The 14219-nt window shown below is 67.3% G+C and carries 16 protein-coding genes; 9 read left to right on the top strand and 7 right to left on the bottom strand.

Features of this window, described 5'->3' with window-relative positions; genetic code table 11:
• The first annotated feature begins 6 nt into the window (after positions 1 to 6).
• From AC1RQC_RS27395 to AC1RQC_RS27370, 6 genes are all read left to right on the top strand, one after another.
• Positions 7 to 312: a YXWGXW repeat-containing protein gene (locus AC1RQC_RS27395; protein WP_492885152.1), complete on the top strand. Its 306-nt coding sequence runs from the start codon at positions 7 to 9 to the stop codon at positions 310 to 312.
• A gap of 256 nt (positions 313 to 568) precedes the next feature.
• Positions 569 to 1129, top strand: a complete 561-nt coding sequence (locus AC1RQC_RS27390; protein ID WP_492376728.1) for an RNA polymerase sigma factor — start codon at positions 569 to 571, stop codon at positions 1127 to 1129.
• Positions 1126 to 1524, top strand: a complete 399-nt coding sequence (locus AC1RQC_RS27385) for a hypothetical protein (protein ID WP_492376729.1) — start codon at positions 1126 to 1128, stop codon at positions 1522 to 1524. Before AC1RQC_RS27390 ends, AC1RQC_RS27385 begins: the two co-directional genes overlap by 4 nt.
• Entirely contained in the window at positions 1521 to 2006 is a 486-nt protein-coding gene (locus AC1RQC_RS27380; RefSeq protein ID WP_174422869.1) for a periplasmic heavy metal sensor, read from the top strand. The genes AC1RQC_RS27385 and AC1RQC_RS27380 overlap by 4 nt, the downstream gene beginning before the upstream one ends.
• An 82-nt stretch (positions 2007 to 2088) precedes the next feature.
• A complete protein-coding gene (locus AC1RQC_RS27375; protein WP_492376730.1) occupies positions 2089 to 3474 on the top strand; it encodes a DUF1800 domain-containing protein in 1386 nt (461 codons plus the stop codon).
• 5 nt (positions 3475 to 3479) lie between these two features.
• Complete coding sequence (locus tag AC1RQC_RS27370) at positions 3480 to 4640, top strand: DUF1501 domain-containing protein (RefSeq protein ID WP_492387124.1); 1161 nt, start codon at positions 3480 to 3482, stop codon at positions 4638 to 4640.
• Between the two features lie 32 nt (positions 4641 to 4672).
• On the opposite strand, the gene AC1RQC_RS27365 is transcribed toward AC1RQC_RS27370, so the two are convergent.
• From AC1RQC_RS27365 to AC1RQC_RS27355, 3 genes are read right to left on the bottom strand one after another with little or no spacing between them, the layout of a single operon-like run.
• On the bottom strand, positions 4673 to 5848 hold the full coding sequence (locus AC1RQC_RS27365) for a vWA domain-containing protein (protein WP_006156773.1): 1176 nt from the start codon (positions 5846 to 5848) through the stop codon (positions 4673 to 4675).
• A gap of 52 nt (positions 5849 to 5900) precedes the next feature.
• Positions 5901 to 6515 (bottom strand): GNAT family N-acetyltransferase, encoded by a 615-nt coding sequence (locus tag AC1RQC_RS27360; RefSeq protein ID WP_459373306.1) that lies wholly within the window; start codon positions 6513 to 6515, stop codon positions 5901 to 5903.
• Between the two features lie 10 nt (positions 6516 to 6525).
• A complete protein-coding gene (locus AC1RQC_RS27355) occupies positions 6526 to 7404 on the bottom strand; it encodes an AAA family ATPase (RefSeq protein ID WP_043344836.1) in 879 nt (292 codons plus the stop codon).
• A gap of 410 nt (positions 7405 to 7814) precedes the next feature.
• Between AC1RQC_RS27355 and AC1RQC_RS27350 the strand changes: the two genes are divergently transcribed.
• Positions 7815 to 8162 (top strand): c-type cytochrome, encoded by a 348-nt coding sequence (locus tag AC1RQC_RS27350; RefSeq protein WP_043344837.1) that lies wholly within the window; start codon positions 7815 to 7817, stop codon positions 8160 to 8162.
• A 12-nt stretch (positions 8163 to 8174) separates the two neighbouring features.
• Entirely contained in the window at positions 8175 to 8573 is a 399-nt protein-coding gene (locus AC1RQC_RS27345) for a c-type cytochrome (RefSeq protein ID WP_441633577.1), read from the top strand.
• Between the two features lie 120 nt (positions 8574 to 8693).
• On the opposite strand, the gene aroG is transcribed toward AC1RQC_RS27345, so the two are convergent.
• Together aroG and AC1RQC_RS27335 are read right to left on the bottom strand one after the other, a co-directional pair.
• A complete protein-coding gene (gene aroG, locus AC1RQC_RS27340) occupies positions 8694 to 9773 on the bottom strand; it encodes a 3-deoxy-7-phosphoheptulonate synthase AroG (RefSeq protein WP_416048049.1) in 1080 nt (359 codons plus the stop codon).
• Between the two features lie 326 nt (positions 9774 to 10099).
• Positions 10100 to 10399, bottom strand: a complete 300-nt coding sequence (locus AC1RQC_RS27335; protein ID WP_492375772.1) for a helix-turn-helix domain-containing protein — start codon at positions 10397 to 10399, stop codon at positions 10100 to 10102.
• A gap of 215 nt (positions 10400 to 10614) precedes the next feature.
• Here AC1RQC_RS27335 and AC1RQC_RS27330 point away from each other — a divergent pair, with 215 nt between their 5' ends.
• A complete protein-coding gene (locus AC1RQC_RS27330) occupies positions 10615 to 11670 on the top strand; it encodes a class I SAM-dependent methyltransferase (protein ID WP_492375771.1) in 1056 nt (351 codons plus the stop codon).
• A gap of 45 nt (positions 11671 to 11715) precedes the next feature.
• Here AC1RQC_RS27330 and tldD read toward each other — a convergent pair whose 3' ends face one another.
• Together tldD and AC1RQC_RS27320 are read right to left on the bottom strand one after the other, a co-directional pair.
• Positions 11716 to 13176: a metalloprotease TldD gene (gene tldD, locus AC1RQC_RS27325; protein ID WP_492375770.1), complete on the bottom strand. Its 1461-nt coding sequence runs from the start codon at positions 13174 to 13176 to the stop codon at positions 11716 to 11718.
• A 120-nt stretch (positions 13177 to 13296) separates the two neighbouring features.
• Positions 13297 to 14166 carry a carbon-nitrogen hydrolase family protein gene (locus tag AC1RQC_RS27320; protein WP_492375769.1) on the bottom strand — a complete coding sequence of 290 codons (870 nt, stop codon included), beginning with the start codon at positions 14164 to 14166 and terminating at the stop codon, positions 13297 to 13299.
• Positions 14167 to 14219 lie beyond the last annotated feature (53 nt).

The following is a 14219-nucleotide window of genomic DNA, read 5'->3' as shown; positions in this document are numbered from 1 at the left end:
AGATCAATGCTCCTCTCATCTCGCCTTATCCGCCTGGGCGTCGCCGTGACGGCGGCGTTCGCGCTGGCGCCGGCATTCGCTCAAACCATCGTGATTGCACCCGCGGCGCCCCCGCCGATGCGCCAGGAGGTCCTGCCGCCCGCGCGCGGCGGCTATGTCTGGGATCCGGGCCACTGGCAATGGCGCAATGGCGCCTACGTCTGGGTGGGCGGCCATTGGCGCCCGGCCAGGGCGGGCTACCGCTGGGTGCCGGGGCACTGGATGGCGCGTGGTCCGCAATGGCGCTGGGTCGAAGGGCATTGGGCGCGGTGACCGGCGCGACCGCCGTGCGCGGCACGACATTCGTCAAGTGCGATGGCAGTAACCACAGCAAGGGGTAACCGATGAAAAGCCTTCTGATCGCGGCGCTTCTCGCCGTCACGTTGTCCGGCTGTGTGATCGTGCCGGCCCGGCCCGCTTATTACCACTATCGCGCGCCGGTTTTTGTTTACTGACGAGGCAAGCCGCGCCCGCCCCAGGGGGGCGCGGCATATGAGAAGGACGAACCGGCAACGCGGAACCACACCCATTGAGCGACACAGATCCGGACGATGCGCTGCTGGCGCGGGTCGGCAGGCATGATGCAGCCGCGGTGCGCGAGATGGTTTCGCGCAAGCTGCCGCGCGTGCTGGCGCTGGCCACGCGCATGCTGGGCGACCGCGGCGAAGCGGAAGACGTGGCGCAGGAAGTCTTCGTGCGGTTGTGGAAGCAGGCCGCGCGCTGGCAACCCGGGCGGGCGCGCTTTGACACCTGGCTGCATCGTGTGGCGCTGAACCTTTGCTACGACCGCTTGCGCGGCGTGCGCGAGCAGGCCATGGAGCTGGGACCCGAGCAGGCGACGCCCGGGGCTGGGCCCGAGGAAGCGCTGGATGCGGCGGCGCAGGGCGCGCGCGTAGGCGCGGCGCTGGCGAAGCTGCCCGCGCGCCAGCGCGAGGCGCTGGTGCTGCAGTATTACCAGGAGTTGCCCAATGGCGAGGCCGCCGCGCTGATGGGCATCAGTATCGAGGCGCTGGAAAGCTTGCTCGCTCGCGCACGCCGCAACCTGCGCGATTTGCTCATGCAAGACGGCCATCATGAGGATTTGCGATGACACCCGAGAGATTTCGCGCACTGACCGAGAGCTATGGCGCCGATCCGGCACGCTGGCCCGAAGGGGAGCGCGCCGCGGGCCAGGCCATGGCTGCCGCGCCCGGGCATCGTGGCGCGCTGGCCGAAGCCGCCGCGCTCGACCGCTTGCTGGCCGCGCATCAGGTGGCCGCCCCGGAGATGGCGTTGCAGCGCCGCATTGCGCAGAGCGCGCCCGCGCCGCGCGCGCCGTGGTGGTGGTCCGGGCTAGGGCTGGCCGGCGTCGGCCTGGCCGGCACCTTGGCGGGCGCGTTGCTGGTCTCGGCCGTGCTGGCCACGGTGTCGGCGCCGGCCGCTATCGATCTGCCCTACGCCCCGACCGGCTTTGGTGGCATGGCGCATAACGGGAGCGAGGAATGAACGAGCGTACGCCGAAGCGGCTCAAGGTAGCGCTGGCGGTCTCCGTGCTGGTCAACGTGTTCCTGCTGGGCGCGATTGGCGGTGGCGGCTATCGCTGGTACGCCGTGGAGCGCCAAGCGGCCGCGCAGCCGCGCGGCCTGCGCTTTGCCGCCGACGGGCTGGAGGCCGAGCAGCGCAGGCAATTCCTGCAAGGCTTGCGCGCGGCGCGCCGTGCCGCGGCGTCGGACGTGGACGCCGCGCGCGACGGACGCCACCAGGTGGAGCAATTGCTGCGGCAGCCGCAGTTCGAGCGCGACGCGCTGGCGGCGGCATTGGCCCGCACGCGCGAGGCCGATGCCGCGGTGCGTGCCCGCCTGGAAAGCAGCGTGGTGGATTTCGCCGCCACGCTGTCGCCCGAGGAGCGGCAGACGCTGGCCGATGCACTGGTCCAGCGCGGCCCGCTGCGCACCGGCCAGGCGCGGCCCGCGAAGGCGGCGCCATGATGCGGCGATCGACCACGACAACGATGGCAATGGCAATGGCGATAGCGACAAAGCCAACAGGCACTTCCCAGGGGAGCAACGCATGACAAACACCGCCATGACGGCTGCGGCTGTCGCGGTCAACCGGTTCGGGCTGGGCGCGCGCCCGGACGAGCCGCTGCCGGCCGATCCGCGTGGCTGGCTGCTGGGCCAGTTCGCGCACTACGAGGCCAGGCCCGCGGCCTGGAGCGCGCAGCCGGACACGGCCGCGCTGGCCGGCGAGTTCGGCGCCCAGCAGCGCGAGGTGCGCCAGGCGCAGGCCGATGCGAAGACCGCGGCACGCCAGCAATTGCAGCGCGAGACGCGCGAGGCCTATCGCGATGCCGTCGACGCGCGCGTGACCAGTGCGCTGGTGACGCAAGCGCCGTTTGTCGAGCGGCTGGTGCATTTCTGGTCCAACCACTTCGCGGTCTCGGTGGAGAAGCCGGCCGTCGCCGCGCTGGCCGGCGCCTTCGAGGCCGAGGCGATCCGCCCGCATGTGCTCGGACGCTTCGAGGACATGCTGGTCGCGGTGGAGCGCCATCCCGCCATGCAAGTCTTCCTGGACCAGGTCCGCTCGATCGGCCCCGGCAGCATGGCCGCGCGGGTGGCTGCGCAGCGCGCACCCGAGCGCCAGCTCGGATTGAACGAAAACCTCGCGCGTGAAATCATGGAGCTGCATACGCTCGGCGTGCGCAGCGGCTACCAGCAGGCCGACGTGACCGAGTTCGCGCGTGCGCTGACCGGCTGGAGCATCGGCGGCCTGGGCGCGCGCGACGACGGCGAGCCCGGGCGCTTCCAGTTCCGCGCGCGCGTGCATGAGCCTGGCACCCGCACTATCCTCGGCCGCAGCTACCCGCAGCAGGGCGAGGCGCAGGCGCTGGCCGTGCTGCATGATCTTGCACAGAGCGAGGCCACGGCCAATCACCTGGCCACCAAGCTGGTGCGCCACTTCGTTGCCGATGCGCCGCCGCCCGCGCTAGTGGCGCGCGTGTCGCAGGCGTACCTGCGTAGCGGTGGCGCGCTGCCCGAGATGTACCGCGCGCTGGTGCAGTCGCCCGAGGCCTGGGCCAGCGAGCCGGCAAAATTCAAGACGCCGTGGGAGTGGACCCTTTCCTCCCTGCGCGGGTTGGGTCTGCGCGAGGCGGGCGCACAGCACTTCGCGCCCATGCTGACCCAGCTCGGACAGCCGGTCTGGCGCCCGGGCTCGCCAGCGGGCTACGACGACATTGCCGCAAGCTGGGCCGCACCCGATGCGCTGGTGCGCCGGGTTGAGCTGGCGCAGCGGCTGGCCGCACGCGTCGGCGACCGGATCGACGCGCGCGAGCTCGGCCCCAAGCTGCTTGCGGGCACGCTGTCGGCACCAACCGCTGCCGCCATCGCGCGTGCCGAAAGCGCGCAGACCGCACTGGCCTTGCTGCTGGTGTCGCCCGATTTTCAACGGAGGTGATTGCCATGTTTTCCCGCCGAGATTTCCTCCGCGCGACGGGCGGTGCCGCCGCCATGCTTGCGTTGCCGCGCCTCACGCTCGCCAGCGTCGATTCCGATCGCCGCTTCGTCTTCGTCATCCAGCGCGGTGCCGCCGATGGCCTGAACACGGTTATTCCCTACGCCGATCCTGGTTACGCCCGCCTGCGTGGCGCGCTGGCCATCGATGCGGCGCAAGCCACCAAGCTCGATGGCACGTTCGCGCTGCATCCCGCGCTGACGGAAACGGCACGGATGTACGCCGCCGGGCAGGCGCTGTTCGTGCAGGCGGTAGCATCGCCATATCGCGAGCGTTCGCACTTCGACGGCCAGAACGTGCTGGAGACCGGCGGCGCCGCGCCTTACCAGGTGAAAGATGGCTGGATGAACCGGCTGGTGAGCCTGCTGCCCAAGCGGCCCGAGAATGCCATTGCCTTCGCGCCCACGGTGCCGGCGGCGCTGCGCGGGCCGGTGGAGGTCGGCTCCTATGCGCCATCGGCACTGCCGTCAGCACCTGATGACCTGCTCGCGCGCGTCGGCCAGCTCTACGAGATGGATCCGCAATTGCATCCGCTCTGGAACGCGGCCATGCAGGCACGCGGGCTGGCAGGCGACGCCGGTGCACGCCAGGACCCGGCCAGCCTCGGCCGTCTCGCCGCCGGCTTCCTGGCGCGCGCGGACGGGCCGCGCATTGCCATGATCGAGACCGGCGGCTGGGATACGCACAGCGCGCAAGCGCCACGCCTGGCGGCCCGCCTCAAGGCCCTGGACACCATGCTGGCAGCACTGCGCGACGGGCTGGGCCCGTCATGGGAGCGCACCACCGTGCTGGTGGCCACGGAGTTCGGGCGCACCGCCGCTGCCAACGGCACCGGCGGCACCGATCACGGCACCGGCGCGGCGGCGATGTTGCTGGGCGGCGGGGTCAAAGGCGGGCGCGTGCTGGCCGACTGGCCGGGGCTGGCGCAGGGATCGCTTTACCAGGGGCGCGACCTGGCGCCGACCACGGAACTGGATGGGTTGATCGCCGCGGCAGCGGCACAGAGCTTCGGGCTGGATAGCGAGCGCGTGGCGCGCACGCTGTTCGGGCGCGGGCGGGGGGGAGGGGGCGAGCAGGGGGGAATGCTGGGCGGACTGCTGCGCGCCTGAAACACAGGGGCAGCAGTCCAGACCCGGTGGCGTTACTTGGAGAGCAGGCGCATCGCCTGCTCCAGTCCGCCGAGCGTGACCGGATACATGCGCGACTTCATGATCTGGTTGATCACCGTGACCGACTGCCGGTATTGCCACAGGCCTTCGGGTTCGGGGTTGAGCCAGACGAAGCGCGGGAACTGCTCGATCAGGCGGTTGAGCCATACCGCCCCGGCTTCGGGGTTGTTGTACTCCACCGAGCCCCCGGGCTGCAGGATCTCGTACGGGCTCATGGTGGCATCGCCGACAAAGATCACCTTGTAGTCCGGCGTGTACTTGTGGATCAGGTCCCACGTGGCGATCTTCTCCGCATGGCGGCGGCGATTGTTCTTCCAGACGTAGTCATACACGCAGTTGTGGAAGTAGTAATACTCCAGGTGCTTGAACTCGGTCTTGGTGGCCGAGAACAATTCCTCCACGCGCTTGATGTGGTCGTCCATCGAGCCGCCGACGTCCATCAGCATCAGCACCTTGACCTTGTTGTGGCGCTCCGGGCGCAGCTTGATGTCGAGCAGGCCGGCATTGGCGGCGGTGGAGTGGATGGTGTCGTCCAGGTCCAGCTCGGTTTCCGCGCCTTCGCGCGCGAAACGGCGCAGGCGGCGCAGCGCCACCTTGATATTGCGCGTGCCGAGTTCGACCTGGTCGTCGTAGTCCTTGTAGGCGCGGGTTTCCCACACCTTGATGGCGGTGCGGTTGCCCTTGGACGGGCCGCCGATGCGGATGCCTTCCGGGTTATAGCCGCCGTGCCCGAACGGCGAGGTGCCGCCGGTACCGATCCACTTGTTGCCGCCCTCGTGTTTTTCCTTTTGCTCGTCGAGCAGCTGCTTGAGCCGCTCCATCAGCTTGTCGAGGCCCCCCATGGCTTCGATCTTGGCCTTTTCCTCGGCCGAGAGCTCGCGCTCCAGCGTCTTTTGCAGCCAGTCCAGGGGGATGTCGGATTTCCAGTCGACCAGGCTTTCGATGCCCTTGAAGTAGGCGGCAAAGGTCTGGTCGAACTTGTCGAAGTGCTTCTCGTCCTTGACCAGCGTCATGCGCGACAAGTAGTAGAACTCGTCGATCGACGGCGTGATCACCTCGGCCTTGAGCGCTTCCAGCATGGTCAGGTATTCCTTGACCGAGACGGGCAGCTTGGCGTGGCGCAGCGAGAAGAAAAAATCGATCAGCATGGTGGGCTCGCTTAGAGTTTCCCGGAGCGGGTGCGGCGGTTTGCGTGCAGGTTCACGAGGCGCGCCCCGGCAGGTCCAGGCGGTATTGCAGGTGGCGCTTCACCGTCGGCCATTCGCTGGCGATGATGGAGAACACCACGGTATCGCGCAGCGAACCGTCGGGCATGCGCTGGTGGTTGCGCAGCACGCCGTCCTGCTTGGCGCCAAGCCGGGCGATGGCGGTGCGGCTCTGGTGGTTCATCCAGTGCGTGCGGAATTCCACGGCGATGCATGCCAGTTGCTCGAACGCGTGCGTGAGCAGCATCAGCTTGCATTCGGTGTTCACGGCGCTGCGCTGCACGCGCTGCGCATGCCAGGTATGGCCGATCTCCAGGCGCCGGTTGGCGCCGTCGACATTGAAGTAACGCGTCGCGCCCACCACCGCGCCCGGCACGCCGTCGCGGACTTCGCGGATCACGAACGGCATCGCGCCCTGCTGCTCGCGCATCTGCAGTGCGGTGTCGGTCCACGCGCGCACCTGGTCCGGCGCCGGCACCGAGGTGTACCAGAGCTTCCACAGCTCACCATCGGCGACGGCGGCCTGTACCTCGGCCTCATGCTCGGGGCGCAGCGGCTCCAGCAGGGCGTGCTGGCCGCGCAGGGTGACGGGTTCGATAAAGCGTGCCATGGCGCGGCGCTCAGCGGTTGGCGCGGTTCATGAAGACGAGGCGCTCGAACAGGTGCACGTCCTGCTCGTTCTTCAGCAGCGCGCCGTGCAGCGGCGGAATCGCGGCCTTCTTGTCCGGGCTCTTGAGCGCTTCGGGCGGGATGTCCTCGGCCATCAGCAGCTTGAGCCAGTCGATCAGTTCCGACGTGGAGGGTTTCTTCTTCAGGCCCGGCAGGTTGCGCATCTCATAGAACGATTCGAGCGCCGCGGCTACCAGCTCGCGCTTGATGCCGGGATAGTGCACGTCGACGATGCGCTGCATGGTCTCGGCGTCGGGGAACTTGATGTAGTGGAAGAAGCAGCGGCGCAGGAAGGCGTCGGGCAGCTCCTTCTCGTTGTTCGAGGTGATGATCACCAGCGGGCGGTGGCGCGCCTTGACCAGCTCGCGCGTCTCGTACACATAGAATTCCATGCGGTCGATTTCACGCAGCAGGTCGTTCGGGAATTCGATGTCGGCCTTGTCGATCTCGTCGATCAGCAGCACCACTTGCTGGTCGGCCTCGAAGGCCTGCCAAAGCACGCCCTTGATGATGTAGTTGCGGATGTCGTGGACGCGGTCGTCGCCGAGCTGTGAATCGCGCAGGCGCGACACCGCGTCGTATTCATACAGGCCCTGCTGCGCCTTGGTGGTGGACTTGATGTGCCACTGCAGCAGGGGCATGCCGAGCGCCGCGGCCACTTCCTCGGCCAGCATGGTCTTGCCGGTGCCGGGCTCGCCCTTGATCAGGAGCGGGCGCTGCAGGGCGCGGGCGGCATTGACGGCCAGCTTGAGGTCATCGGTGGCGACGTATTGCTGCGTGCCTTCGAAACGGTTTTGCTGGTTCTGGCTGGCGTTGGTGGTGTTGGACATGGGGCAACCTGAAGGGGTTTGTGCGTGTCGGAATTGGCCAGTATAAAAGAGCTTTTCGGTTCGCGTGTGGCTCGCCGTGCCATGCTGGACTGCCACGTGCAGCGTGCTGTACAATGCGGCGGTTTGACGCGCCCCCCACGTCCAAGACTCCACCCCCCTCGCTTTGTCCGCCTTGTCACTCCCGCGGTCCTTGCCGGGAGGCGGCGATGACAAGAGATGGTTACAGAATGAGGCGGAGACAACGCCGAGATGCACCGGCAGCGCTTACCACGGCGCCCGGGTATCCGGCCCACGCTGGCAGCACCGCATCTACCCGCGGGCAGATACGGTCCGGCCGGACGCATTCTGAAGCCATTTCCGACCGGTTGGGCAGGTCACGCAGGGTTTAACACTTCCAATCAGCTACGACAATGAAAAAGCTCCTCACGATGGTGGTGCTGGGCGCGGCCGCAACGGCTGCGCAAGCCCAGGAAGTCAAGGGCAATGTGGACGCCGCCAAAAACAAGGTCGCGATGTGTATTGGTTGCCATGGGATTCCCGGCTATCGCGCCTCCTTCCCCGAGGTGTACCAGGTGCCCCTGCTCGGCGGCCAGAACGCCAAGTACATCGAAAATGCGCTCAAGGAATACCAGAAGGGCGACCGCAAGCACCCGACCATGCGTGGCATTGCCGCGACCCTGACCGACCAGGACATCGCCGACGTGGCTGCCTACTACGCGCAGCAGTCTTCCAGCACGCAAAACAACACCCAGAAGTAAGAGGACCCACCCATGAATACGCTTAAGACGCTTTCGCTCGCGATCGGCGCACTCGTGCTGGGCGCCTCGGCCATCACCGCCTCGGCTGCCGACCTCGCGCGCGGCAAGGCGCTGGTGGAGAAGGGCAACTGCGCGGCCTGCCACGGCGCCGGCTTGAATGCCCCGATCACCCCGGATTACCCGAAGCTGGCCGGCCAGCATGCCGACTACCTGTACCACGCGCTGGCTGCCTACCAGATCACCACCAACCCGCAGGTGGGCCGCTCCAACGCCATCATGGCTGGCCAGGTCAACGCCAACCCCGGCGTGACGGGCAAGGATGGCAAGCCGCGTCCCTTCACCCGGGATGAGCTGAAGGATATCGCCGCCTACATCGAATCGTTGCCGGGCGGCCTGGTCCTGAAGAAGTAAGCCAGACGGCGCCGGCCCAGGCCGCGCGCGGGTCCGGAACAAGAAAAAGCCGCTGGTCCCAGCGGCTTTTTCTTTGCCCGCGCGCCCGGTGCGCAAGCGCCCCGGGCCGCGTCAGGCGGCTCAGTTGCCGGTGCCCTTGGCCAGGCGGCGTGCCTTGACGGCGCTGGCCAGGGTTTCGAGCACCTTTACCGAATCGTCCCATCCGATGCAGGCATCGGTGACCGACTGGCCGTAGGTGAGGTCTTCCACCGGCGTGCCCTGGGCGTGGTCCTGGCGGCCGCCCACCAGGTGGGATTCCACCATCACGCCGACGATGCGCTCGTCGCCCGCGGCCATCTGGCGGCCGATGTCCTCGCAGACCGGGATCTGGTTCTCGTGCTTCTTGCTGCTGTTGGCGTGGGAGGCATCGATCATCAGGCGCGCGGCCAGGCCGGCCTTGGAGATCGCTTCGCAGGCTTCCTGCACGCTGGCGGCATCATAGTTAGGCGCCTTGCCGCCGCGCAGGATGATGTGGCAATCCTCATTGCCCGAGGTCGACACGATGGCGGAGTGCCCGCCCTTGGTCACCGACAGGAAATGGTGGGGCTGCGAGGCGGCCTTGATCGCATCGACAGCGATCTTGACGTTGCCATCGGTGCCGTTCTTGAACCCAACTGGGCACGACAGTCCGGAGGCGAGCTCCCGGTGCACCTGGCTTTCCGTGGTGCGTGCGCCGATGGCACCCCAGCTGACCAGGTCGGCGATGTATTGCGGGCTGATCATGTCGAGGTATTCGGTACCGGTCGGCACGCCCAGCTCGCTGATGTTCAGCAGCAGTTCGCGCGCGGTGCGCAAGCCGTCGTTGATCTTGAAGCTGCCGTCCATGTGCGGGTCGTTGATCAGGCCCTTCCAGCCCACGGTGGTGCGGGGCTTTTCGAAATATACCCGCATCACGACTTCCAGCTCCCCGGCGAAACGGTCACGCTGGACCTTGAGCAGCTTGGCGTACTCGAGCGCGGCGCGGGTGTCGTGGATGGAGCAGGGGCCGATGATCACGATCAGGCGGTCATCCATGCCGTGCAGGATCCGGTGCATGGACTGGCGCGCGCCATAGATCACGTCGGACGCCTTTTCGGAGCAGCCGAACTCGCGGATCAGGTGCGCCGGGGGCAACAATTCCTTGAGTTCGCGAATGCGCAGGTCGTCGGTGTTCTTCAGCATGATGGCTCCGGATTTTGTAGGGTCGTGTGTTTGGGGTGTCTGGGCTAGAGCTGGGTGCGGGCCGGTATAAAAAAAGCCGCCAGGTTCGCTGGCGGCTTGTTTTGAATTCTGGAGGCACTTACGATCGTCCCTCTCCATCCGCCAGCGGTGCGAGATCGCTAAAAAAGTAAAAATAAAACTTAGCGGACATGGATGGGATGCGGCTCAAATGGCGTCGGTTATTTGCGGCAATGCGTCACGAGATGGCAGAAAATTGCGCCGGCCTTGCCAATTCTGCCGGCTGAGGCCGTTGACCATCGGGTAACGAAGCATCTTTATAGCGCGTTTTAAGGGGCTTGGCAAGCGTCCGGCATTGGACTGGCCACAATTTCCGGCCGTTCCATGGCGGCGCCCGGATCCAGTTCCAGCCCGCGCATCACAGCGGCGGTGCGGTTCTCCACGCCCAGCTTCACGTACACATGCTGGAGGTGCTTTTGCACCGTGCGGGCGCTGATGCCGAGCATGCCCGCAATTTCGCGGTCCGTCTTGCCGTGCGCCAGCCAGCGCAGCACCTGCTGCTCGCGCGCGGTCAGCCTGGCGAGCATGGAGAGCGCCTGGCCATCCTGGCAGCGGCTGGATGTGAGCATTGCGGCGGCTTTGGGTAGCGCGTGGGTACGCAATGCTGCGTATTGGCGCCTTCCCGTGCGTGAACCAACATGAATGAGGCCAGTATAGGCGTCGCCAGCGCGCACCGCAGTGCGGCGGCGGCGCCTGCACCGGTTTGCCCGGGGGGAAGACAGGCGAACGCGGCGTGCTGGGCGGCTCGGGCACGCGGGGCTGAGGCGAGGGGGAGGGAAACATCATGGCGATCGATGAGGGGAGGCTAAACGCCTTCATGGGGCAGTTCGTCCAGGATCTGGGCGCGGTGATGCATGCAGCCACCATCGTGGTCGGCGATACGCTTGGCCTGTACAAAGCCTTGGCCGAGAAACCGATGACAGTGCAGGTGCTGGCTGAGAAAACCCATACCGATGAGCGCTATCTGCTCGAGTGGTTGTCCGCACAGGCGGCCAGCGGCTATGTCGCGTACGACCCGGCCACCGATCTGTTCAGCCTGACCGAGGAGCAGGCCTTCGCGCTGGCGCAGGAGGGCAGCCCCGCCTTTATTCCAGGCGCCTTCCAGATCGCCGTCGCGCAGTTCAAGGCGATTCCCAAGATCGTGGACGCCTTTCGCAACGGGCGCGGGCTGGGCTGGCATGAACACGATCCGTCACTGTTTCACGGCACCGAGCGGTTTTTCCGTCCGGGCTATGCGGCGCACCTGACGGCGGAATGGATTCCCGCGCTAGAGGATGCGCAGGCCAGGCTGCAGGCTGGCGCTCGCGTGGCCGACGTGGGCTGCGGGCATGGCGCCTCCACCATCATCATGGCGCAGGCGTATCCGGCATCGGAGTTCTACGGCTTTGACTACCACGAGCCGTCGATCCGCTTTGCCACCGAGGCGGCGGCGCGCGCCGGCGTGCAGGACCGCGTGCATTTCGAGGTGGCAAAAGCCAAGGAGTATGGCGGCAAGGATTACGACCTGGTGGCCGTGTTCGACTGCCTGCACGACATGGGCGATCCGGTAGGCGCCGCCGCGCATGTGCGCGAGACCTTGCGCCCGGACGGCACCTGGATGATCGTCGAGCCTTTCGCCAACGACCGGCTCGAAGACAACCTGAACCCGGTCGGGCGGGTGTTTTACTCGGCCTCGACCTTCATTTGCACGCCAGCGTCGCGCTCGCAGGAGGTGGGGCTGTGCCTGGGCGCCCAGTCGGGCGAGGCACGCATGCGATCGGTGGTGCAGCAGGGCGGGTTTTCGCGTTTTCGCCGGGCAGCGCAAACGCCGTTCAACCTGATCTACGAGGCGCGGCCCTGAACGGCTAGGGACCGCGCCCGACCTGCCCGACCAGCGGGACGGCAATCAGGCCGTGCCGCCCACCGTCATGTTCTCAATGCGCAGGGTCGGCTGGCCCACGCCCACCGGCACGCTCTGGCCTTCCTTGCCGCACACGCCCACGCCCGAGTCCAGGCGCATGTCGTTGCCGATCATGGTGACGTCCTTGAGCGATTCCGGGCCGTTGCCGACCAGCGTGGCGCCCTTGACCGGGGCGGTGATCTTGCCGTCCTCGATCAGGTAAGCCTCGCTGGCGGAGAAGACGAATTTGCCGTTGGTGATGTCGACCTGGCCGCCGCCGAAGTTGACCGCGTAGAGGCCGCGCTTGACGCTGGCGATGATCTCCTGCGGGTCGCGGTTGCCATTGAGCATGTAGGTGTTGGTCATGCGCGGCATCGGCAGCGCAGCGTAGCTCTCGCGGCGTGCGTTGCCGGTTACCGGCATCTTCATCAGGCGCGCGTTGAGCGTGTCCTGGATATAGCCCTTGAGGATGCCGTCCTCGATCAGCGTGGTGCACTGGGTCGGGTTGCCCTCGTCGTCGAGGTTGAGCGAGCCGCGGCGGTTGGCCAGCGTGCCGTCGTCCACCACCGTCACGCCCTTGGCCGCCACGCGCTCACCCATGCGGCCGGCGAAGGCCGACGAGCCCTTGCGGTTGAAGTCGCCTTCCAGGCCATGGCCGATGGCCTCGTGCAGCAGCACGCCGGGCCAGCCCGGGCCGAGCACGACGGTCATCGCACCGGCGGGAGCCGGACGCGCCTCGAGGTTGACGAGCGCCGAGGCCACGGCCTCGTCCACGTACTGGCGCAGCAGCTCATCGGTGAAATAGCCGTAGGCATAGCGCCCGCCGCCGCCGGAGGAGCCGATCTCGCGGCGTCCGTTCTGCTCGGCGATCACCGTGACGGAGACCCGCACCAGCGGGCGCACGTCGGCGGCGATGACGCCGTCGCTGCGCGCCACCAGCACCACATCGTATTCGCCGGCCAGGCCTGCCATCACCTGCACCACGCGCGGGTCCTTGGCGCGGGCCATGCGTTCCACGCGCTCGAGCAGCGCCACCTTTTCGGCGGCGTCCATCGAGTCCAGCGGGTCATTGGGCGAGTACAGGTTGCGCCCGCCCTGGGAGGCCATCTTGCTCGCCACCTTGACGCGGCCGCTGCCAGCGCGGCCGATGGTGCGGGTTGCTGAGCCGGCCTTGAGCAAGGCGTCCAGGCTGATGTCGTCGGAGTAGGCAAAGGCGGTCTTGTCGCCGGACACGGCGCGCACGCCAACGCCCTGGTCGATGCTGAAGCTGCCCGACTTGACGATGCCTTCTTCCAGGCTCCACGCCTCGTTGCGGGTGTACTGGAAGTAGAGGTCGGCGTAGTCGACCTTATGCGTGAAGATGTCCGCCAGCACGCGCTGCAGATTGGTTTCGTCCAGGCCGTAGGGCGCCAGCAGCAACTGCTGGGCGGTGGCGAGGTTGCGGATTCCGAGGTCGCCGGCGTTCATGGTTGTCCTTTATCGTCGTGCCGCGGTGGCGAAATGACGCCGCCGCGTAAAAATCTGGGATGCTGGCGATTCCCGGGAATCGGGGAATCGGGGAATCGGCCAGGTCATTGCTTGTACATGCTACAGCACCCGATGGCGCAGCGCAGGCAGGTTCTGCCGCACCTCGTCCAGGCGCGCGGGGTCGATCAGCCCGCTCACCACGCCTTCGCCTTCCGGCAGCACCGCCATCACCTCGCCCCAGGGATCGATCAGCATCGAGTGGCCCCAGGTGCGCCGTCCGTTCTCGTGCTTCCCGCCCTGTGCGGCGGCCAGCACATAGCACTGGTTTTCGATGGCGCGGGCGCGCAGCAGGATCTCCCAGTGTGCCTGGCCGGTGGTGTAGGTGAAGGCGGCCGGCATCAAAATCAAGCTGGTGCCGCCGCTCTCGGCGAGCTGGCGGTAGAGCTCCGGGAAGCGCAAGTCATAGCAGACCGACATGGCGACCCGTCCACAGGGCGCCTCGAAGCTGACCGGGGTCTGGCCGGCCAGGATGGTACGCGATTCGTCGTAGCTTTCAGTGCCGCGCGTGAAGCCGAACAGGTGGATCTTGTCGTAGCGCGCCACGCGTTCGCCGCGCGGGTCGTAGACGAGCGACGTGTTGTAGACGCGGGCCTCGTCCTCGCACCACAAGGGCAGGGTGCCGCCGACCAGCCAGATCCGGTGGCGGCGCGCGGCATCGGCCAGGAATGACTGGATCGGCCCGTCGCCGTCGCGCTCGCGGATCGCCACCTTGTCGCCTTCGCGCAGGCCCATCATGCAGAAGTACTCCGGCAGCAGCACCAGTTCGGCGCCGCCCTTGGCGGCCTGCGCGATCAGCGCGTCGGCGCGGGCCAGGTTGGCCTCGGGCGAAACCCCGCTGATGGTCTGGATGGCAGCGACGCGAAAAGGGGTCGCGCCGTGGGCCGAGCTAGGGGCTGCGCTGGGTGCTGATGCGGAGGCGTTTGCGGTCATGAAGCGGTTTCCTTGGCTTGCGGCGGCTGCGCGGCGGGGCTCGGACGGCAGGG

This window comes from Cupriavidus sp. GW822-FHT03E04 (assembly GCF_058801495.1).
Note: the sequence above shows the minus strand (reverse complement) of the source record. Positions and strands in the feature narration are given on the sequence as shown.

What these genes read in the sequence shown, in the direction of transcription:
- tldD (WP_492375770.1), bottom strand. Translation starts at nt 13,176, where the DNA reads ATGAACGCCGGCGACCTCGGAATCCGCAACCTCGCCACCGCCCAGCAG.
- AC1RQC_RS27355 (WP_043344836.1), bottom strand. Translation starts at nt 7,404, where the DNA reads ATGTCCAACACCACCAACGCCAGCCAGAACCAGCAAAACCGTTTCGAA.
- AC1RQC_RS27380 (WP_174422869.1), top strand. Translation starts at nt 1,521, where the DNA reads ATGAACGAGCGTACGCCGAAGCGGCTCAAGGTAGCGCTGGCGGTCTCC.
- AC1RQC_RS27360 (WP_459373306.1), bottom strand. Translation starts at nt 6,515, where the DNA reads ATGGCACGCTTTATCGAACCCGTCACCCTGCGCGGCCAGCACGCCCTG.
- AC1RQC_RS27320 (WP_492375769.1), bottom strand. Translation starts at nt 14,166, where the DNA reads ATGACCGCAAACGCCTCCGCATCAGCACCCAGCGCAGCCCCTAGCTCG.
- AC1RQC_RS27375 (WP_492376730.1), top strand. Translation starts at nt 2,089, where the DNA reads ATGACAAACACCGCCATGACGGCTGCGGCTGTCGCGGTCAACCGGTTC.
- AC1RQC_RS27335 (WP_492375772.1), bottom strand. Translation starts at nt 10,399, where the DNA reads ATGCTCACATCCAGCCGCTGCCAGGATGGCCAGGCGCTCTCCATGCTC.
- AC1RQC_RS27385 (WP_492376729.1), top strand. Translation starts at nt 1,126, where the DNA reads ATGACACCCGAGAGATTTCGCGCACTGACCGAGAGCTATGGCGCCGAT.
- AC1RQC_RS27395 (WP_492885152.1), top strand. Translation starts at nt 7, where the DNA reads ATGCTCCTCTCATCTCGCCTTATCCGCCTGGGCGTCGCCGTGACGGCG.
- AC1RQC_RS27370 (WP_492387124.1), top strand. Translation starts at nt 3,480, where the DNA reads ATGTTTTCCCGCCGAGATTTCCTCCGCGCGACGGGCGGTGCCGCCGCC.
- AC1RQC_RS27330 (WP_492375771.1), top strand. Translation starts at nt 10,615, where the DNA reads ATGGCGATCGATGAGGGGAGGCTAAACGCCTTCATGGGGCAGTTCGTC.
- aroG (WP_416048049.1), bottom strand. Translation starts at nt 9,773, where the DNA reads ATGCTGAAGAACACCGACGACCTGCGCATTCGCGAACTCAAGGAATTG.
- AC1RQC_RS27345 (WP_441633577.1), top strand. Translation starts at nt 8,175, where the DNA reads ATGAATACGCTTAAGACGCTTTCGCTCGCGATCGGCGCACTCGTGCTG.
- AC1RQC_RS27350 (WP_043344837.1), top strand. Translation starts at nt 7,815, where the DNA reads ATGAAAAAGCTCCTCACGATGGTGGTGCTGGGCGCGGCCGCAACGGCT.
- AC1RQC_RS27365 (WP_006156773.1), bottom strand. Translation starts at nt 5,848, where the DNA reads ATGCTGATCGATTTTTTCTTCTCGCTGCGCCACGCCAAGCTGCCCGTC.